Consider the following 19,183-nt stretch of genomic DNA (forward strand, 5'->3'; position numbering starts at 1 on the left):
GTCCCAAAGGGGGCACGCGGACCGGGCAGCACAGCTACGGTCATCATGTGGAACACGACGAACGGCTCCTGCACAGCTCGTCGTTCGGTGCTGCGGCGCCCGCATACGCCGAGCACCGCCCGGACTACGCGCAGGCCGCGGTGCGTTGGGCGCTCGCGCCCGCGCCAGGCCTCCGAGTGCTCGACCTCGGCGCCGGAACGGGCAAGCTGACCGCCGCGCTGGTCGCGCTCGGCGCCGAGGTCGTAGCGGTCGAACCCGACCCGGCGATGCTGACCGAGCTGGGCCGCGCGCTGCCGGCTGTCCGCGCCTTGCCGGGTAGCGCTGAGGCGGTACCGCTGCCTGACGCGTCCGTCGATGCCGTCATGGCCGGCAACGCCATGCACTGGTTCGACATGGACGTCGCGGGACCCGAGATCGCCAGAGTCCTCGCACCCGGCGGGGTGCTGGCCGGCTTGTGGAACGTCTTCGACAACCAGGTCGACTGGGTCGGTGAACTCGAGCGCGTCAGTGGGAGCGCGGCCATCGGCCCGCGGGACACACGCAGCAGTTGGCGCGCCGAGACAGCCGGCGCGCACCTTCCAAGTGCCGGCCTGATCCCCCGGTTCGGCTCCCCGGAGCGGGCCGAGTTCCCGCATGGGCAGCGCCGGACCGCCGACTCCCTCGTCGCGACGTTCGCGACCAAGGCGGGGGTCCTTGTCATGCCGGAACAGGAACGGCAGGCCACACTCGCCCCGATCCGCGCGTTCCTTACGAGCAGACCGGAGACCGCCCGCGGCGAGTTCACCCTCCCGATGCTGACCGGCGTGCTGCGCGTCCGGCGTCTGTGAGTGTCATCAACTCTCGTGGCCGATCGCGTGAACTGGTGTGCGTGCCAGGATTGTTGGGACGTAGGTTATGCCGTGGAAACAGTTCACGCCTCGGTTGGAAGACGGACGGTACCCATGACGGACGATGCGACGACGCCCGGAGCTGCGGCTCACCAGAAGATCGACACGTCGGTTCCGCATTCGGCCCGGATCTGGAACTACTGGCTGGGCGGGAAGGACAACTACCCGGTCGACGAGGAGGCGGGCGACGCGTACAGCGCCGTGTTCCCCGGGATCTCCACCATCGCCCGTAGCAGCCGCGCCTTCCTCCGCCGCAACATCTCGTACCTGGTCACCGAGGCGGGCATCCGCCAGTTCCTGGACATCGGGACCGGCCTGCCGACCGTGGACAACACCCACGAAGTCGCCCAGCGGCTCGCCCCCGAGACCAAGATCGTGTACGTCGACCACGACCCGATGGTCCTCGCGCACGCCCGCGCGCTCCTCACCTCGACCCCCGAGGGTGCGACCGCCTACGTCGACGCGAACCTGTCCGACCCCGAACGCATCCTCGCGGCGGCCGCCGAAACACTGGACTTCACCCGCCCCACGGCCCTGATCCTCAGCAACATCCTGGGCCACATGGGCGACTACGAGCAGGCGCGGACCATCGTCAAGCGGCTGATGGACGGACTGCCGTCGGGCAGCTACCTCTCCATCAACGACGGGTCGCGCGGCTTCGACGCCGGCTTCGAGCAGGCCCAGGACGGTTACAACAGCTCCGGCGCCGTCCCCTACTTCCTGCGCCCGGTCGACGAGATCACGGCGTTCTTCGACGGCCTCGAACTCCTGGAACCCGGCGTGGTCTCGGTGCCGTTCTGGCGCCCCGAACCGACCTCTGAGGCCCCGGAGCTCGTCGCCGAACACGGCGGCCTCGCCCGCAAGCCGTAATCACGTCCGGGAGCTGAGACGGATCGGTCTACGCGTCCGGGTGGTCCTGCCGCGACCACGGGCCGGCGCCGAGCCGGCGGCGGCCGGAGTCCGTGAGGTCCGCTTCGTCGGCGAGGTCCGGGTCGGGGAAGGGGTCGAGTGGTCGCGGGGCAGCGCCTGCTCGCTCCGCAGCCGTGCGGCCTCGTGCGGCGCGCGCAGGCTCAGAGGCCTGGTCGCGGCTCGGTCCGGTGCCCAAGGGGCGGCGGGAATGACTCACGCGGGAGAGTCTCGCAGGTCGCCGAGGCGCGTTGCACAACGCCCTCAGGACAGCGCTCTCATGACACGCCGACGGTCTCCGTGCTGGGAGCCTTGAGGCGGGAACCACTCCATGTCACATGGAGTGGTTCCCGCCCCCGCCGGATGGCGTAAGTGCGATGGCAGGAGGAGAACAACGATCCTAAGTTGCCGCCATGGCACGATTCGTGGGCTTTTACTCCTTTATTACCAAGTCAGTTGTCGCTTCCGTCGCCGGTGCGGCGGTCGTGGTCGGCCCGGTCGGCGGCGTCGCGGCCGCGATGCCGCGCTCCGATGGCGTGAGCAGTCAGATCCAGACTGCGCCAGGGACGCCGGACGCGCCGGAGCTGTCGGCCCTGTCCTGGACGGTGACCGACGTCGGTACCGGCGAGCTGCTGGCCGCCAAGGCGCCGCACCTTCACCTGCCGCCGGCCAGCACCCTCAAGACGCTGTTCGCGTTGGCTCTGTTGCCTAAGTTGCCCGCTGCCACCGAGCACACGGCCGTCACCGCCGACATCGACGACGTGGCTCCCGGCAGCAGTCTCGTCGGCGTGCACGAAGGAACCAGCTACACCGTCGGCGACCTGTGGCGCGGTGTGTTCCTCAGCTCCGGCAACGACGCGGTGCACACGCTCGCCAGACTGAACGGCGGACTGGATCTCACAGTCGCTCAGATGCAGGCCACCGCGAACCGGCTCGGCGCGCACGACACCTCGGTGCGCACGCCCGACGGCTTCGACACCCCGGGGCAGTACTCATCCGCGTACGACCTGTCGCTGTTCGCGAAGGCGGGATTGCGGAACCCGGACTTCCGTCGTTACTGCTCCACGAAGTGGGCCCAGTTCCCGGCCGTGGGCGGCCCCGACTCCTTCGGCATCCAGAACACCAACCGTCTGCTGGTCGGATCCCACGGCGTGGAGCCCTATCCGGGGCTGATCGGCGTGAAGAACGGATACACGTCCGAGGCCGGCAACACGCTTGTCGCCGCCGCGACCCAGGACAACCGCACGATCCTGGTGACCGTCATGAACCCGCAGGACACGTCTTCCAACGCCGTCTATGAAGAGAGCCGCGAACTCCTGGACTGGGGTTTCGAGGCCGCTCCGGGCGCCGTGAGGGCGGGCCTGGAGCGGGGGTCGGGCTCGCACGCCCCGTCGCATCGCCCGGAGTCGGCCCATCACGGTGCCGTCGCCGCGCAGACGTCCACCCCGTCCAAGGACGCGTCGTCCGGCCTCACCCGTCACCTGGGAGCGGCCGGCGCCCTCATCTGTCTCACCTGCGTGCCCTTCGTCCTCAAGGCTGTCCGGCGCAGGCGCAGGCGCCCCACCAGGTGACGGCCCGCGCGCACCGGGGCCCGGCGCCGGACAGGCGCCTGTCCACGATTCCGCGCAGAATGAGGAGGTGGCCACGCCCGGCGCAGCCGTGAACCGGCGCGCCCACGGTTACCGAGGGTGCACGGGCCAGGAGGTCTCATGGATCGCTCCTTCGAACCGAGCGGCGTGCCCGATACGCAGAGTGATCCCGAGGCCGCCGCCCACGTCGCCCTGGCGGTCAACGGCATGGGCACGTTCTCGTGGGACGTGGCCGCCAGGCTGATTCAGTATGACGACGGGGGCCTGGCCGTCATGGGGTTCCGGCCCGGCGAGTTCGACGGCCGGCTGGCCACCCTGGGTGAGCGGATGGTGTCCAGCGAGCTGCCTGCCATCGAGGAGCTGGTGGACAGGGCGCTGCGGGAGCGCTCCGGATTCAGCCTCTACTTCCGGGTGCGGCGCCCCGACGGGCGGCTGCAGTGGACACACACACAGGGACACATCGTCCGGGACGAGCACAACCGTCCGGTGCGGGTCATCGGGATCATCCGCGACGCGAGCCAGGAGCTGCGTGCGGTGGACCAGACCGAGCTGGTGCGGCAGGCCCGGGAGGAACAGCGACGGCCGTCCGACGTCGTCGTCCACGTCAGCGACGCGCTCGTGCCGACCGTCACCGTGGAGGACGTCGCGGAGGCCCTCACCGACTCGCGCCTGATGGCGCGGATAGGCGCCTCCAGCATCGTCCTCGGCCTGATCGACAACGGCCGCATGGTGCTGGTGGGCTCCAACGGCGTCCACGAGGGCCTCATCCAGGACTTTCACCTGGCACGTCTGAGCGAGCCGCTGCCGCTGACCGAGGCGGCGCGCAACCGCGAGCCGGTGTTCGTGACGAACCGGCTGGACTTCATCGCCCGCTTTCCGGCGCTGACGCCGTACATGTCGCAGTTCCCGGACGCCGCGGCAGCGGTGTATCTGCCGCTGATCGCGCAGGACACCCCGATCGGTGCCGTCGGGCTCACGTACGAGGGGCGAGCGAGTTTCCCGCCGGACGAGCGGACCGTGCTGACGGCGCTCGGCAAGGTCATCGCGCAGTCGCTCCAGCGGGCGCTGCTCTACGACCAGGAGCACGAGCTCGCCGCGGGGCTGCAGACGGCGATGCTCCCCGGGATCCTGCCGCACCTGCCCGGCGTGGACCTCGCGACCCGTTACCGGCCCACGCGCGCCCGGGGCGGCATCGGTGGCGACTGGTACGACGCGCTGACACTGCCCGACGGCCGGATCGCCGTCGTCGTCGGCGATGTGCAGGGCCACGATGTGACGGCCGCCGCAGTGATGGGGCAGCTGCGCATCGCTCTGCGTGCGTACGCAGCCGAGGGGCATCCGCCGTCCACGGCCATGGCGCGCGCCTCCGCCTTCCTCGCCGAACTCGACACCGACCGGTTCGCCACCTGTCTCATGGCCCTCGTCGATCCGCTCACGGGGATGACCTCGGTGGTGCGCGCGGGCCATCCGGAGCCCGTGCTGCGTGCCCCCGACGGAAGCTGTGCCTGGCTCGACATCCCCGGTGGCCTGCCCCTCGGCCTGAACACGCCCGGTGGCCAGCCCGCGTACCCGGTCTTCGAGACGGTCGTCGAACCCGGTTCGACTCTGGTGCTGTGCACGGACGGGCTCATCGAGTCGCGCGCCGAGGACATCGACCAGGGGCGTGAGCGGCTCCTCGACGCGCTGGAGGCAGGACCGGGGCCGCCCGACGCACTCGCCGACCATCTGCTGGACACCATGGCCCCCTTCACGGGCGAGGAGGACGACGTGGCTCTCCTGGTCCTGCACCGGACCCGGGGGAAAGCGACCCCGGCACCGCGTATGGAGGCGGTCATCTCCCCCACCGATCCCGACGGTCTGCGCAACGCGCGGATCGCGTTGCGCGAGGCGCTGCACAGCTGGTCGCTGGAGGCTCTCAGTGACACGGCGGAACTCCTCGCCTGCGAACTCGCCACCAACGCCCTGGTGCACACCGACGGCAGTGCCACGCTGACGGCCAGGCCGGTACTGCACAGTGGCCGGGGCCTGCGTCTGGCCGTCAGCGACACGTCGACCGCGTCGCCCCGCCGCCGGGCCGCGCCCGAACGTGCCACCTCCGGCCGCGGCATCATGCTCATCGAGGAGCTCGCCACCGCCTGGGGCGTCGAACCCCGCGGCAACGGCAAGACGGTGTGGTGCGAGCTGTCCCTCGATCTGATCTAGTAGCGTGTCGTTGCTTAGTTCTGGGTTGTTTGGTTGGGATGGTGGGGTCCGGCAGATGTTGCTTCCCTTCTGCCGGACGGGAGTTGGGGTGATGGGTTCGCAGAAGAAGAGGCCGGTGGTGCTGACCGCGGCTGATCGTGAAGAGCTGGTTCGGGTAACCACGACGGGTATCCATCCAGCCTCGGTGATCAGGAGGGCGCGGGTGCTGCTCGCGCTCGACACCTCTGCAGGCGCGATCGGCTCGCAGGACGCGGTCGCGGCCCGGGCCGGAGTCTCGGGCGAGACACTGCGGCTGGTGGCCAAGCGGTTCGCCGAGACCGGTGGCGATGTTCACGCCACGGTCACGCGGAAGAAGCGCGAGCTGCCGCCGGTGCCCTCGCCGGTGACCGGTGAGGTCGAAGCCCGGCTGATCGCGATGGCGTGCTCACAGCCACCCCAGGGCTATACCCGGTGGTCGCTGCGCTTGCTGGAGAAGCATGTCGCGCTGGTCGAGGACATCCCGAACCTGGATCACTCCACCATCGGGCGGGTCTTAAAAAAACGGAACTGCGTCCTCATCTGAAGAAGTGCTGGACCATCCCGCCGAAGGCGAACGCGCAGTTCGCGGCCCGGATGGAAGACGTACTGGCCGTCTATGCCCGCCCCCATGACCCGGCACGTCCGGTCGTGTGCATGGACGAGAAGCCCTACCAGCTCCTGGGTCATGCCCGCGCCCCGCTCCCGGCCCTCCCTGGCCACGACGCCCGCCAGGACAGCGAGTACATCCGCTGCGGCACCTGCTCGATCTTCTGCTGGGTCGAGCCCCTGGCCGGGTGGCGCCGCGTCCAGGCCCTGCCCCGGCGCACCCGGACCGACTGGGCCGGCCAGGTCGAGCAGCTCCTGACCGTCAACTACCCCGACGCCGACACGGTGGTACTGGTGATGGACAACCTCAACACCCACACCATCGCCTCGCTCTACGAGGCATTCACCCCCGACAAAGCCTTCGCCCTGGCCCAGCGCCTCGAGATCCACCACACGCCCAAGCACGGGTCATGGCTCAACATCGCCGAAATCGAACTCTCCGCGCTGACCCGCCAATGCCTCGACCGCCGCATCAACGACCTCGACATCCTCAACACCGAACTCACAGCCTGGCAGAACGCCACCAACACCGACCAACGCCAGGTGAACTGGCAGTTCACCACCCACGACGCACGCACCAAACTACGTCACCTTTATCCCAAAAATTAGCTACGACGGTCTACTAGTGCCGTAGCAGACAACGTTTGCCCTGTTGTGATGTGACGCGCCGTCCGGGTGCTGTGCCGGGCGGCGCGTAGCCGTCACCCTGGCTGGGTGGCGGAACGAGTACATGTACGCGAGATCGACGATGACGAGGGCAGACGGCTACTACGGATCATCCGCAGGGGCACCGGGTCGGTGGTGACCTGGCGGCGGGCCCAGATGGTGCTGCTGTCCGCGCAGGGCATGCCGGTTGCGAAGATCGCCGAGGTGTCGTTCACCAGCGACGACCGGGTCCGGGACGTGATCCACAACTTCAACGCCGACGGCTTCGAGTCGCTGTATCCGAAGTACAAGGGCGGCCGCCCCAAGACGTTCACGCTGCCCGAGCGGCGCGAGATCAAGAAGATCGCCAAGTCGAATCCGACCGAGCACGACCTGCCGTTCTCTACCTGGAGCCTGACCAAGCTGGCGGACTTCCTGGTTGCCGAGGGGGTGGTCGACGACATCAGCCACGAGGGCCTGCGCATCCTGCTCCGCGAGGAAGGCGTCTCGTTTCAACGCCTGAAGACCTGGAAGACCTCCCGCGATCCGGACTACGCGGCCAAGAAGGCCCGCGTCGAACACCTCTACGCTATCGCCGACGGCGAGGTCATACCCGAGGACGGCGAGCCTGAAGTCATCTTCTGCATGGACGAGTTCGGGCCGCTCAACCTGATGCCCCACCCGGGCCGGCAATGGGCCGAGCGCGGCGGCAAGCACAAAGTCCCCGACCGTGAACCACGCCGACGACGGCGGGCGACCTACAACCGCTACGGCGGAGTGCGGCACCTGTTCGCCGCCCTGGACCTAGCCAAGGACAAGCTCTACGGCCACATCAAACCGGTCAAGAAGCGGACGCAGTTCCTGGAGTTCTGCCGCTACCTGCGCAGCCTCCACCCGGACAACGTCCGCATCGCGATCGTCTGCGACAACTTTTCCCCGCATCTGACCACGAAGAGGTGCCAACGGGTCGGCACCTGGGCGGCGGCGAACAACGTCGAGATCGCCTACACCCCGACGAACTCCTCCTGGCTCAACCGCATCGAGGCCCAGTTCACGGCCCTGCGCTACTTCACCCTCGACGGCACCGACCATGCCGACCACAAGGAACAGGGCAGCATGATCCGCCGCTACATCATCTGGCGAAACCGCCATGCCGACGACCGGCGCCTACGCGCCGTCGTGGACAGGGCAAACGTTGCCTGATCCGGCACTAGACAGGGAACTTACGAGGCTTCTCCCCTGCTCGACTCGGGTGTGCAGCCAGCAGGCTCTCTCAGACACCGCGGTGGAGGCGGTCATCGCCGCGATCGAGCGGGCCGCCGACGGCAGTCGAGGGCATGAGCCCCGGGGTGTGGGCGGTGCGTCGACCGACGGTGAAGACCCGTGCGGCCCGGATCTTCGCCGAACCGACACTGCGCGACCGGGCCCAGGCCGTCGTCCGCGCCTACGGGACCGGGCTGGTCGTCCCCGGACCGTAGGACCATTTGTGTACCCCGGCCCGCCGACACGTCCGCAGGCTCGAACGGCGGCACGGGCCGCCATACGCTCACGCAGTGTTCAACATGCCCGCTCTGGTCAAACGCCTGGTGATCGGTCGTGCCATGCGCAGCGAGGAGCTGGGCGGGACTCTGCTGCCCAAGCGCCTCGCCCTGCCGATCTTCGCCTCCGACCCGCTCTCGTCGGTGGCGTACGCGACCCAGGAGATCCTGCTCGTCCTCACCCTGGGCGGACTCGCCTATCTGCACTTCACCCCTTGGATCGCCGGGGCGGTGGTGGCACTGATGGCGGTGGTCGTGCTCTCGTACCGCCAGGTCGTGTACGCGTATCCGAGCGGCGGCGGCTCCTACGAGGTCGCGTCCACCAATCTGGGGCCGTCGGCAGGCCTTGTGGTCGCCGCCTCGCTGCTGGTCGACTACGTGATGACGGTGGCGGTGTCCGTCGCCTCCGGCGTGGACAACATCATCTCGGCGCTCCCGGCGCTGAACGACTACCGCGTCCTGCTGGCCGTCGGCTTCGTCGCCCTTCTCACCGCGATGAACCTGCGCGGCGTCCGCGAGTCCGGCCGGGCCTTCGCCGCACCCACGTACCTCTTCATCGGCGGCGTACTGATCATGGTGATCACCGGGCTGATCCGGTACGCCCTGGGGGACGCGCCGGTAGCCGAGACCGCCGCGTACGGCATCGCTCCCCAAAAGTCCGACGCACATCTCGCGGGCCTGGCCCTGGTGATGCTCGTCCTGCGCGCCTTCTCCTCGGGGTGTACGGCGCTGACCGGTGTGGAGGCGATCTCCAACGGCGTACCGGCCTTCCGTAAACCCAAGTCGAAGAACGCCGCCGTCACGTTGGTGGCCATGGGGGTCATCGCCATCGCCATGTTCGTCGGTGTCACGAGCCTCGCGCTGATCTCCAAGGTGCACGTCACGAGCGACGCGTGCCGGCTGACGGGACTCGACGGGGACTGCGGGAGCTACACGCAGCGCACGGTCATCGCGCAGGTGGCGGCAGCCGTGTTCGGCGGTGAGCACAGCGTCGGCTTCTTCTTCATCCAGGCCGCCACCGCTCTGGTCCTGATCCTGGCCGCGAACACCGCGTTCAACGGCTTCCCGATGCTGGCCTCGATCCTCGCCAAGGACCGTTTCCTGCCGCACCAGTTGCACAACCGCGGCGACCGGCTGGCCTTCTCCAACGGCATCCTCGCGCTGGCCGTCGTCGTCGCCGCACTGCTCTGGGGCTTCAAGGCCAATGTCACCAGCCTCATCCACCTCTACATCCTCGGTGTCTTCACCTCGTTCACCCTTTCCCAGCTGGGCATGGTGCGGCACTGGAATCAGGAGCTGGCCACCGAGCACGATCCCGTGGTGCGCCGCCGCCACCATTCCACGCGGGCCGTCAACGCCCTCGGCGCGTGCGTCACCGGCCTCGTCCTGGTGATCGTGCTCGTCACGAAGTTCACCGAGGGCGCGTGGCTGGCCGTTCTCGCCGCTACGGCGCTGTGGCTGATGATGCGCGGCATCCGCCGCCACTACGACACGACGTCCGCCGAGCTGGCGGTCGAGGACCCGCACGCCGAACTCGTGTCCCCGTCAAGGGTCTTGGCGATCGTCCTGGTCTCCAGGCTGCACAAGCCCACGATGCGCGCCCTGGCCTACGCACGGGCCTCCCACCCCGACCAGCTGGAGGCGCTGACCGTGTCGGTCGACCGCGACAAAGCGGCTGCCCTGCGTGAGCGCTGGGACGAGTACGGCATCGACATACCGCTGAAGGTCATCGACTCCCCGTACCGCGAGGTGACGCGGCCCGTCGTCGAATACGTGCGCGCCATCCGCCGGGACAGCCCCCGCGACATCGTCGCCGTCTTCATCCCGGAGTACGTGGTCGGCCGCTGGTGGGAGAACCTGCTCCACAACCAGTCCGCGTTCTGGCTCAAAAGCCGCCTTCTGTTCACGCCCGGGGTGATGGTGACAAGCGTCCCCTGGCAGCTCACCTCGTCCGCACGCGCCAACCGCCCGGTCCGCCCCGCCCCCGGTTCCGTGCGCCGAGGCGAACCACAGCACCCGCGGGCCGGAGCGGGCCGTTCGCGCGGCACCGGGAACGGCTGACGAGCCGATGACGACATCGATCCCGGTGCCGCGACGCAGACGGACGGCATCCCGCCAACTCTGGCGCAAAGGGGCATTGGGTGTGCGCGCATGAGCGGGTAGGTAGGAGTCATGTATCTCCTGCCGACGAAATTCGGACCGCTCAACGCCAAAATCGACGTCCTCGTAGTCGCCCTCGTCCTCTTCGCGGTCGTCTTCCTCTGGTTCAAGCGCTTCCTGCCCCGCATCAACCAGGTGCTGGCCGAGCGCGCCGACCGTACGGAAGGCGCCCTGGAGCGCGCCGAGGCGATCCGCGCGGCAGCCTCCGCCGAGCACGCCGGCGCCCAGGCTGTGCTCGCCGAGGCCCGTCGCGATGCCGCCAGGGTCACGCAGGCGGCGCGCGAGGAGGGTGCGGCGCTGATCGCCGCCGCCCGCGAGGACGCAATGCGCGAGCGCGAGGCGATACTCGTCGACGGCCAGGCCCGCATCGAGGCCGAACGCACCGCGGCGGAGACCGAACTGCGCCTCACCGTCCCCGAACTGGCCGCCGACCTGGCGAGCCGCATCATCGGCGAACGCGTCCCGGCGACCGCGCCTTCGAACCCCTGACCCGCGCTCGCCGCGGCGGCGCGATAGGGGGCCGTAAGAACGAACCAGGGCCCGGATCCATTGGATCCGGGCCCTGGTCGGCAGTAGCGGGGACAGGATTTGAACCTGCGACCTCTGGGTTATGAGCCCAGCGAGCTACCGAGCTGCTCCACCCCGCGTCGGTAGACACCACCCTACGCCATGGAAGCAGCTACTCCTGACCACCACCTGCCAGGACGGCAGGCACAGCTACCGCCAGGGGCTACGCGCCGCTCGCCTTGAGCATGTCCTCACGCTCGACGATCTTCACGCGCTCACGGCCTTCCGGCTCGCCCAGCGCCTTCTCCGCGGCGTCAAGGCGGTACCACCCGTCCCACGTCGTGTAGCGCACGTCCCGCTCGTCGAGGAACGCGTCCACCGCCGCCGGGTCGGGCGAGGAAGGAGTGCTCAGACGGCCGTTCTCGCGGTCGTCCAGAAGGCTGGCGACCGTCTCGTTGGCGTCGCCCTTGGTGTGGCCGATCAGGCCCACGGGACCGCGCCGGATCCAGCCCGTGACGTACGTCGACCGAAGGTGCTCGCCGGACTCCTCGATCACCCGGCCACCCTTGTCCGGAACGGTGCCCGAGGCCAAGTCCCAAGGCAGCTTGGGGAGTTCGTCGGACAGGTAGCCCACGGCGCGGTAGACGGACCTGACGTCCCAGTCCTTGAACTCGCCGGTTCCCTTGACGTTGCCGGTGCCGTCGAGAGCGGTCCGCTCGGTGCGCAGGCCGGTGACTTCGCCGTTCTCGCCGAGGATCTCGGTCGGGGACTCGAAGAAGTGCAGGAACAGCTTGTGCGGCCGGGTGCCGACGTCGCGGATGGCCCAGTTCTCGAGCGTCTTGGCGACCATGTCGGCCTGCTTGTTGCCGCGCCGGGTCGCGATCGAGCCGTCGTCGTAGTCGATGTCCTCGGGGTCGACGATGACCTCGATGTTCGGGGAGTGGTCGAGCTCCCGCAGCTCCATCGGGCTGAACTTCGCCTGCGCCGGACCACGGCGGCCGAAGACGTGGACCTCCAGGGCCTTGTTCGCCTTGAGGCCGTCGTAGACGTTCGGCGGGATCTCGGTCGGCAGCAGTTCGTCCGCCGTCTTGGCCAGGATGCGGGCCACGTCGAGCGCGACGTTGCCGACACCCAGGACCGCGACCTTCTCCGCCTCGAGCGGCCAGGTCCGCGGCACGTCCGGGTGACCGTCGTACCAGGAGACGAAGTCGGCCGCGCCGTACGAGCCGTCGAGGCCGATGCCCGGTATGTCGAGCGCGCGGTCGGCCGTCGCGCCCGTGGAGAAGATCACCGCGTCGTAGAACGAGCGCAGGTCGTCCAGGCTGATGTCGCCCGGGTAGTCCACGTTGCCGAACAGGCGGATCTGCGGCTTGTCGAGGACCTGGTGCAGGGCCGTGATGATGCCCTTGATCCGCGGGTGGTCCGGTGCGACGCCGTACCGGATCAGACCGAACGGCGCAGGCATCCGCTCGAAGAGGTCGATGGACACACCGGGGTCTTCGGCCACCGCGGATTTCAGCAGCGCGTCAGCGGCGTAGATACCGGCAGGACCGGCTCCCACAACGGCTACCCGCAGAGGGCGAGGCATGATCAGGTTCCCTTCGTGGCATGGGCACTCGACGGGAAGCCTAAACTAAGGCAAACCTTAGTTGGTAGTCGGGTTGGACCTATGGACCCATAAGGCCACCTTATGGGTCTCCGCGGGGGGTCCTTATGGGTCGCCGCGGGCAGCTGCCCACTGATAGCGTCGCACGCACGTTTTCGACCGAGGAGGTGAGTCCCGTTAACGCAGTTTCAGGCAGGGTGCTCTCCTCCCGCACTGTGGTGCGGTTCACCTGACATAGGTGACTCCGGGAGTGCCCGCAGGCATTCCGAAAGGCTATGAACCTATGCGACTCCCCCACCTCGACGACGTCACCACCTTCTCCGCGCACGACGGAACCAGGCTCGCGTACCGCGCCCTCGGTGACGGAACTCCCTTGATCTGCCTGCCCGGTGGGCCGACGGACTCCGAATACCTCGGCGACCTCGGGGGGCTGAGCGCGCACCGGCAGTTGATCAGGCTCGACCTTCGGGGCACGGGCCTGTCGGCCGCACCGGAGGACCCGACGTCGTACCGCTGCGACCGCCTCGTCGACGACGTCGAGGCCCTGCGCGAGCATCTTGGCCTGGAGCGGATGGACCTGCTCGCGCACTGCGGTGGCGCGAATCTTGCCGTCCTGTACGCGGGGCGCCATCCGGAACGGGTCGGCAAGCTCGCGTTGATCACGCCGAGTGTCCGGGCGGTGAGCCTCACGATCACGGGCGACCTGCGGACCGAGACCGCGCAACTGCGCCGGGGCGAACCGTGGTTCCCGTCGGCGTTCCGGGCCTTGGAGAAGGTTGCCGCCGGCAACGCGACCGACGAGCACTGGAAGGCCATCGCCCCCTTCTCGTACGGCTGTTGGGACGAGAAGGCGCAGACGCATCAGGCTGCCGGTGACGAGCGGATGAACATGGAGGTCGTGGCCGCCTACGGCGCGCACGGCGCATTCGACCCGGATGCGACCCGCGCCGCCCTGGCGCGGTTCACGTCCCCAGTGTTCTTGCTCGCCGGCGAGGTCGACCTCGGAGCGCCTCCGCGCACCATGGCCGAGTTCGCCCAGCTGTTCCCGCACGCCGAGCTCGTCGTCCAGCCCGGAGCCGGACACTACCCGTGGCTCGACGACGCGGACCGGTTCGTTACCGCCACGGCGGGCTTCTTGGGGTAGGCGGAATGGTGCGTAGGCGCGTCCTCGGCGCTGCGAGCAGCTGAACGTCAGTTGTCGGAGTAGCTGAAGTCGCCCACCGTCCAGGCGCTCACGTCCTGGATCGCGACGCGGTACATGCCGCCCGTCTCGGGGATGCCGACGGTGCCCTGGAGGATCCGGGCCACATGGAAGTGCAGATGGGTGGGCGCGGGGCCGTCACCGGTCCCGCCCCGCCGACGTTCATCGGGCTTCCCGTCGGCGGTGAAGATCTCCGAGAAGGAGCCGAGGTGGTCTGAGTCCGTCAGGACCTCCGAGACGCGTTGCCTCCACACGGCCTCGGGGGCTAGGCGACCGGTGATCACAGCGCCGCTGGTGACCACAGTCAGGGACATCTGATTGCTCTGCCCGGACTCCACCATGACGGCGATGTCGACGAGCAGTTCGTCAGGGTTCGACATGAGAGCGGATTCTAACGGCAGACGTCTCCCGGGACGCCCCCGACGCCCCACTTCCCCAGGGAGCCCGAACTCAGTGGCTCGAGCTCACCTGCTCGGCCTCACGCGCGCCGGCTCAGCTTCTCCGGCTCGCCGGCGCACATCTCACGGCCTGGGCCACGGCCGGCCGCCCAGTCGCTCGATGTCCATGTTGAAGCGCCTCAGGTAGGTGGTGAAGGCCGCAATGTCCTCGTCCGCCCAGTCGTTCATGACGCGGTCCAGGCTGCCCACGATGTGATCGCGCTCCTCGTCGAGGACGGCCGCACCCTTGTCCGTGATGCGGAACTTGCGGGCCATGCCGCCGTCGGGATCAGGGATGCGCTCCACCAGCCCGGCGCGCATCGCGGCGGCGGTCTGCCGGTTCAGGGTGGAGGCGTCGAGCCCGAAGGCGTCGCTGAGCTCACCGATGGACATGGGCCCCTGCACGCGAATGCGGCTCAGCAGGATGTAGGCGCTGCGCTCAAGGGTGCCGTTCTCGGGGCGCCCGCCTTTGTGGTGCACGAGTCCGTGCCGACTGAGCAGCATCTGCTCGTACTCGAGCTCGTACGTGGGCCTGGCCATGCGTCTGCCGCCTCCTGCTGTCGTTCCCCGCGGCGTCCCACCGCGCGTACGTGCACACCCCCGCGCCCATCGTCGCACAGCCAAATGTAGCCACCACACAATGTGCCTCATACATTGGATGTGTACGATGCACATCGGACCGCTAACCCGGTCGAAGTCCCGCAGATTCCCGAATCCCGCAGACACACAAGGAGTCCCCTGATGGACGCCCCCCGGCCGACGGCCCGCGCCGGCGGCGTGGTCGCCACTCTGGCTTTCGCCGGCACCACCGCCGCGATCATGCAGACCCTGGTCACGCCGCTCATCGCGGAGCTGCCCAAGATCCTTCACACCACCTCGTCGAACGCCGCCTGGGTCATCACCGTGACGCTGCTGGTGGCAGCCGTATGCGTGCCGGTCACCGGCCGTCTCGGCGACCTGGTCGGCAAGCGCCGCATGCTGCTCGCGTGCTCGGTCCCGCTCATGGCGGGTTCCGTGATGTGTGCGCTGTCGTCGTCCGTAGTGCCGATGATCGTCGGCCGCGGCCTGCAGGGCATGGGGATGGGCATGGTGCCGCTGGGCATCGCCCTCCTCAGGGACGTGGTGGCGAAGGAGAAGCTCAGCTCCTCGATCGCCCTGGTCAGCGCGTCCATGGGCATCGGCGGCGGCCTCGGCCTTCCCATCGCCGCCGCGGTGGCCCAGTACGCCAACTGGCGCGTACTGTTCTGGGGTTCGGCCGTGCTCGCCATACTGATCGCCGCGCTGATCTGGTTCCTCATCCCCGACGTCCCGGCGAGCGCCAAGGGTCAGCGCTTCGACGTACCCGGCGCGCTCGGCCTCGGCGTCGGCCTGGTCTGCCTCCTCCTCGCGGTGTCCAAGGGCGCGGAGTGGGGCTGGGGCTCGGCGACGACGCTCGTACTCTTCGCCGCGGCCGTCCTCGTACTGCTGGGCTGGGGCTGGTGGGAGACGCGCACCCGGGACCCGCTGATCGACCTGCGCACCACCGCCCGGCCTCGCGTGCTGTTCACGAACGTCGCCTCGGTCTTCGTCGGTTTCGGTATGTACGCGAGCATGCTCGTGATCCCGCAGCTGCTGCAGTTCCCCGAGGCCACCGGTTACGGCCTGGGGCAGTCGATGCTCGCGGCGGGCCTGTGGATGGCGCCCGGCGGCATCATGATGATGATCGTCTCCCCGCTCGGCGGGAAGCTCACCGATGCCCGCGGCCCGAAGTTCACGCTCATCTTCGGTGTCCTGGTGATCGCTGCCGGATATGGTCTGTCGCTCGCGCTGATGGGCTCCGGCCTGGCGCTCATGGTCGTGTGCATGGTCATCAACAGCGGTGTCGGTCTCGCCTACGGTTCCATGCCGGCGCTCATCATGAGCTCGGTGCCGCTCTCGGAGACGGCTGCCGCCAACGGTTTCAACACGCTCATGCGCTCCCTCGGCACCTCGGTCGGCGCCGCGGTGATCGGCGTGATCCTTTCCCAGATGACGACCACCATGGGCGGCTACAGCTTCAGCTCCGAGGCCGGTTTCCGTACGGCGCTGATGGTCGGTGGAGGCGTCGCCCTCGTGGCCGCGCTGATCGCGGCGGTCATCCCGGCCGTACGCGCCACGCCCGTCGAAGCGGGCACCGAACCGGCTGCCGCTCCTGCGGAGGTCAAGGCGTAGGCGGGGCACCCTTGCGGAAACTGGACTTGCGGGTCCATTTTCATCGGCGCACAGTCGGTCGTGCGGTCCGGATCAACGGACCGCCGGGCCGGGTCGGGGCGGTGTTCACGACCGGCTCCGCGAGCGGGAGTACCGAGACTGAGGAGAGCCGGCCATGAGTGGACGACTGCAGGACAAGACCGCACTCGTCACTGGGTCAACCAGCAACATCGGAAAGGCGATCGCCGAGGCGTTCGCCGCCGAGGGGGCCCACGTCGTCGTATCGGGGCGCAATCCGGAGCGCGGTCGGCGCGTGGTCGAGGACATCCGTGCGGCCGGCGGGCGGGCCGACTTCGTCGAGGCCGACCTCGACGGCAGCGCGGACGCCTCCCGCCGCCTCGTGGAGCAGGCCCGTGCGGTGCTGGGCGGGCGCCTCGACATCCTGGTCAACAACGCGGGCATCTACCCGCCCGGGACCACCACCACGACGGACGAGAAGACCTTCGACCAGGTCTACGCGGTGAACGTGAAGGCGCCGTTCTTCCTGACCGCGACGGTCGCCCCCGACATGGCGCGCGACGGTGGCGGAGTCATCATCAATCTCGGCTCGTGGATCGCACGCCTGGGTATTCCTGTGGGGTCGCTGTACAGCTCCACCAAGGGAGCCGTGGAGACGCTCACGCGCGCGTGGGCGGCGGAGTTCGGTCCGCAGGGAGTGCGGGTGAACGCGATCTCGCCCGGCGTGATCGTCTCCCGGGCGACCGAGGGCGGCGAGCCGCATCCGGGCGAAATCATGATGAAGGGCACGCCGTTCGGCGCGGTCGGAACGCCCGATGCCATCGCGCACGCCGCGGTCTGGCTGGCCTCGGACGAGTCGGCGTTCGTCCACGGCACGGTCGTGGACGTCGACGGAGGCCGGGCCGGCGCCGCCGTGATCGCCGCATAGCCCCGGTCGACGCCTGTTCCTGGCGGAACCGTCGCATCCGGGAAACGCCAATGGCCTAGCGTGGCCCCACAGTTCGAGTGGGCGCCACGCTCGCTCGTTGCCCACCCCCGGCGATTGCGACGTGATCACTGCATGCACCTCCGCCCCAGCACCCCCGGCCCCGCGCCTTCCCCGGGTGAACGCGCCCTGCAGGCCCACATGGGGACGAGCGAGCGCGCCGATGACTTCTACGACCGTCAGGTCCGGCCGCATCTGACTCAGGCCATGAATGAGTTCATCGCCCGGCAGACCATGGTGTTCCTGTCCACGGCGAACGCACGTGGCCACTGCGATGCCAGCTTCCGGGCGGGCCCACCAGGGTTCGTCGCCGTTCTGGACGACCTCCACCTCGCCTACCCGGAGTACCGGGGCAACGGAGTCATGGCCAGCGCGGGCAACATCACCGAGAACCCCCATATGGGCCTGCTCTTCATCGACTTCACCCGTGATCACATAGGTCTGCATGTGAACGGATCGGCCCAACTGATGGGCGATCGGGAGCTACGGGCCATCTGCCCCACACTGCCGAGAGATTCGGCCCCGGGGCGGCAGGCCGAGATGTGGATATACGTCACCGTCCAGGAGGCCTACGTCCACTGCTCCAAGCACATCCCCCACCTGGAACCCGCGCACCAGCCGAATCGAAGGGCCCCTGGGCGGCCCAAGGACGGCGACTACTTCACCGAGCAGATGACCCACGCCTGTCTGGGACAGGGATAGGCCAAGTCCCGGCAGGTCCCGGCCGCTTCCGGCGGCGAGAGGCATGACCGGAGCGGACGGGGGCACACGCTCTGGACGGGGCCTACACGAAAGGCAGGGACATGACGGCAGCTTCGGTGCACCCTCATGAAGAGGCGCGGGCGCAGGCCACGACGGCGCACGTCGCCGACGCGGCCATCGGCGCGGATGAGCTTCCGTGGGTCGAAGACGCCGGCAAGGTCGCGCCCAAGGACGCCCGTGATCTCTCCATGGTGTTCTTCGAGCAGCTCCTGGTACTCGAAGAGGGGACCGCGGACTTCCAGTACGCCCGTAACACGCTCATCGAGATGAACCTGTCCCTGGTCCAGTTCGCTGCGTCCCGCTTCCGCCACCGTGGCAGTGGCGAGATGGAGGACATCGTGCAGGTCGGGACCATCGGCCTGATCAAGGCGATCGACCGGTTCGACCTGTCGCGCGAGGTCCAGTTCACCTCCTTCGCCGTCCCCTACATCGTCGGCGAGATCAAGCGCTTCTTCCGTGACACCAGCTGGGCCGTCCATGTGCCGCGCCGCCTCCAGGAGTTGCGCGTAGACCTGGCCAAGGGCAAGGACGAGCTGTCCACGGTCCTGGACCACGAACCGACGCCCAAGGAGCTCGCCGAGCACCTGGAGCTCAGCGAGGACGAGGTCATCGAGGGCATGGTCGCCTCGAACGGTTACACCGCGGGGTCCATCGACATGCCGAGCGAACCCGGCGAGCGCCGGACCGACGCGTCGAGGACGTTCGCCGACGTACTCGGCGAGCCCGATCCTGCCATCGAGACGGTGGAGGACCTCCACGCGCTGGCGCCGCTCCTGGAACAGCTCGACGGCCGCGAGCGCCGCATCCTCGAGATGCGGTTCGGCCAGGAGATGACCCAGTCGGAGATCGGCGCCGAGATCGGCGTGTCCCAGATGCACGTCTCCCGGCTCCTGACCCGCACCCTCACCAAGCTCAGAACAGGCATGTTCGCCTGACACAGAGGGGCT

General features: G+C 68.8%; 18 protein-coding genes and 1 tRNA gene. 14 read left to right on the top strand and 5 right to left on the bottom strand.

The window, feature by feature from the left end; all coding sequences use genetic code 11:
- The first annotated feature begins 47 nt into the window (after positions 1–47).
- Both ACY0PA_RS04870 and ACY0PA_RS04875 read left to right on the top strand, forming a co-directional pair.
- A complete protein-coding gene (locus ACY0PA_RS04870; RefSeq protein WP_473083505.1) occupies positions 48–827 on the top strand; it encodes a class I SAM-dependent methyltransferase in 780 nt (259 codons plus the stop codon).
- A 114-nt stretch (positions 828–941) separates the two neighbouring features.
- Entirely contained in the window at positions 942–1,757 is an 816-nt protein-coding gene (locus ACY0PA_RS04875; RefSeq protein WP_473083506.1) for an SAM-dependent methyltransferase, read from the top strand.
- Positions 1,758–1,785: 28 nt separating this feature from the next.
- Here ACY0PA_RS04875 and ACY0PA_RS04880 read toward each other — a convergent pair whose 3' ends face one another.
- Positions 1,786–2,013 carry a hypothetical protein gene (locus tag ACY0PA_RS04880; protein ID WP_473083507.1) on the bottom strand — a complete coding sequence of 76 codons (228 nt, stop codon included), beginning with the start codon at positions 2,011–2,013 and terminating at the stop codon, positions 1,786–1,788.
- Between the two features lie 193 nt (positions 2,014–2,206).
- On the opposite strand from ACY0PA_RS04880, the gene ACY0PA_RS04885 reads away from it, so the two are divergent.
- The 7 genes from ACY0PA_RS04885 (at position 2,207) to ACY0PA_RS04915 (ending at position 11,040) form a co-directional block, all read left to right on the top strand.
- Positions 2,207–3,364 (top strand): D-alanyl-D-alanine carboxypeptidase family protein, encoded by a 1,158-nt coding sequence (locus ACY0PA_RS04885; protein WP_473083508.1) that lies wholly within the window; start codon positions 2,207–2,209, stop codon positions 3,362–3,364.
- Between the two features lie 138 nt (positions 3,365–3,502).
- Positions 3,503–5,584, top strand: a complete 2,082-nt coding sequence (locus tag ACY0PA_RS04890; protein WP_473083509.1) for a SpoIIE family protein phosphatase — start codon at positions 3,503–3,505, stop codon at positions 5,582–5,584.
- Positions 5,585–5,675: 91 nt separating this feature from the next.
- The gene (locus tag ACY0PA_RS04895; protein ID WP_331719947.1) at positions 5,676–6,146 is read left to right on the top strand and encodes a helix-turn-helix domain-containing protein; all 471 of its coding nucleotides are present in this window, start codon (positions 5,676–5,678) and stop codon (positions 6,144–6,146) included.
- The gene (locus tag ACY0PA_RS04900; protein ID WP_473082046.1) at positions 6,035–6,817 is read left to right on the top strand and encodes an IS630 family transposase; all 783 of its coding nucleotides are present in this window, start codon (positions 6,035–6,037) and stop codon (positions 6,815–6,817) included. Before ACY0PA_RS04895 ends, ACY0PA_RS04900 begins: the two co-directional genes overlap by 112 nt.
- A 105-nt stretch (positions 6,818–6,922) precedes the next feature.
- Positions 6,923–8,056 carry an IS630 family transposase gene (locus ACY0PA_RS04905; protein WP_473081193.1) on the top strand — a complete coding sequence of 378 codons (1,134 nt, stop codon included), beginning with the start codon at positions 6,923–6,925 and terminating at the stop codon, positions 8,054–8,056.
- 359 nt (positions 8,057–8,415) lie between these two features.
- A complete protein-coding gene (locus ACY0PA_RS04910; protein WP_473086234.1) occupies positions 8,416–10,452 on the top strand; it encodes an APC family permease in 2,037 nt (678 codons plus the stop codon).
- Positions 10,453–10,563: 111 nt separating this feature from the next.
- The gene (locus ACY0PA_RS04915; protein WP_473083510.1) at positions 10,564–11,040 is read left to right on the top strand and encodes a F0F1 ATP synthase subunit B family protein; all 477 of its coding nucleotides are present in this window, start codon (positions 10,564–10,566) and stop codon (positions 11,038–11,040) included.
- A gap of 84 nt (positions 11,041–11,124) precedes the next feature.
- Here ACY0PA_RS04915 and ACY0PA_RS04920 read toward each other — a convergent pair.
- Positions 11,125–11,198: transfer RNA gene (locus ACY0PA_RS04920), tRNA-Met, on the bottom strand.
- A gap of 83 nt (positions 11,199–11,281) precedes the next feature.
- Positions 11,282–12,646 carry an FAD-dependent oxidoreductase gene (locus ACY0PA_RS04925; RefSeq protein WP_473083511.1) on the bottom strand — a complete coding sequence of 455 codons (1,365 nt, stop codon included), beginning with the start codon at positions 12,644–12,646 and terminating at the stop codon, positions 11,282–11,284.
- Positions 12,647–12,947: 301 nt separating this feature from the next.
- On the opposite strand from ACY0PA_RS04925, the gene ACY0PA_RS04930 reads away from it, so the two are divergent.
- The gene (locus ACY0PA_RS04930; protein WP_473083512.1) at positions 12,948–13,808 is read left to right on the top strand and encodes an alpha/beta fold hydrolase; all 861 of its coding nucleotides are present in this window, start codon (positions 12,948–12,950) and stop codon (positions 13,806–13,808) included.
- Between the two features lie 47 nt (positions 13,809–13,855).
- Here ACY0PA_RS04930 and ACY0PA_RS04935 read toward each other — a convergent pair whose 3' ends face one another.
- On the bottom strand, positions 13,856–14,245 hold the full coding sequence (locus ACY0PA_RS04935) for a hypothetical protein (RefSeq protein ID WP_473083513.1): 390 nt from the start codon (positions 14,243–14,245) through the stop codon (positions 13,856–13,858).
- A 141-nt stretch (positions 14,246–14,386) separates the two neighbouring features.
- Positions 14,387–14,842 carry a MarR family winged helix-turn-helix transcriptional regulator gene (locus ACY0PA_RS04940; protein WP_473083514.1) on the bottom strand — a complete coding sequence of 152 codons (456 nt, stop codon included), beginning with the start codon at positions 14,840–14,842 and terminating at the stop codon, positions 14,387–14,389.
- A gap of 201 nt (positions 14,843–15,043) precedes the next feature.
- Between ACY0PA_RS04940 and ACY0PA_RS04945 the strand changes: the two genes are divergently transcribed.
- The 4 genes from ACY0PA_RS04945 to ACY0PA_RS04960 all read left to right on the top strand — a co-directional run bounded on the left by ACY0PA_RS04945 (position 15,044) and on the right by ACY0PA_RS04960 (position 19,171).
- On the top strand, positions 15,044–16,492 hold the full coding sequence (locus ACY0PA_RS04945; RefSeq protein ID WP_473083515.1) for an MFS transporter: 1,449 nt from the start codon (positions 15,044–15,046) through the stop codon (positions 16,490–16,492).
- Positions 16,493–16,646: 154 nt separating this feature from the next.
- On the top strand, positions 16,647–17,417 hold the full coding sequence (locus ACY0PA_RS04950; RefSeq protein WP_473083516.1) for an SDR family NAD(P)-dependent oxidoreductase: 771 nt from the start codon (positions 16,647–16,649) through the stop codon (positions 17,415–17,417).
- A gap of 132 nt (positions 17,418–17,549) precedes the next feature.
- The gene (locus ACY0PA_RS04955; RefSeq protein ID WP_473083517.1) at positions 17,550–18,176 is read left to right on the top strand and encodes a pyridoxamine 5'-phosphate oxidase family protein; all 627 of its coding nucleotides are present in this window, start codon (positions 17,550–17,552) and stop codon (positions 18,174–18,176) included.
- Positions 18,177–18,277: 101 nt separating this feature from the next.
- Entirely contained in the window at positions 18,278–19,171 is an 894-nt protein-coding gene (locus ACY0PA_RS04960) for an RNA polymerase sigma factor SigF (protein WP_473083518.1), read from the top strand.
- Positions 19,172–19,183 lie beyond the last annotated feature (12 nt).

It is taken from the genome of Streptomyces sp. DS1-CR2, assembly GCF_055760475.1.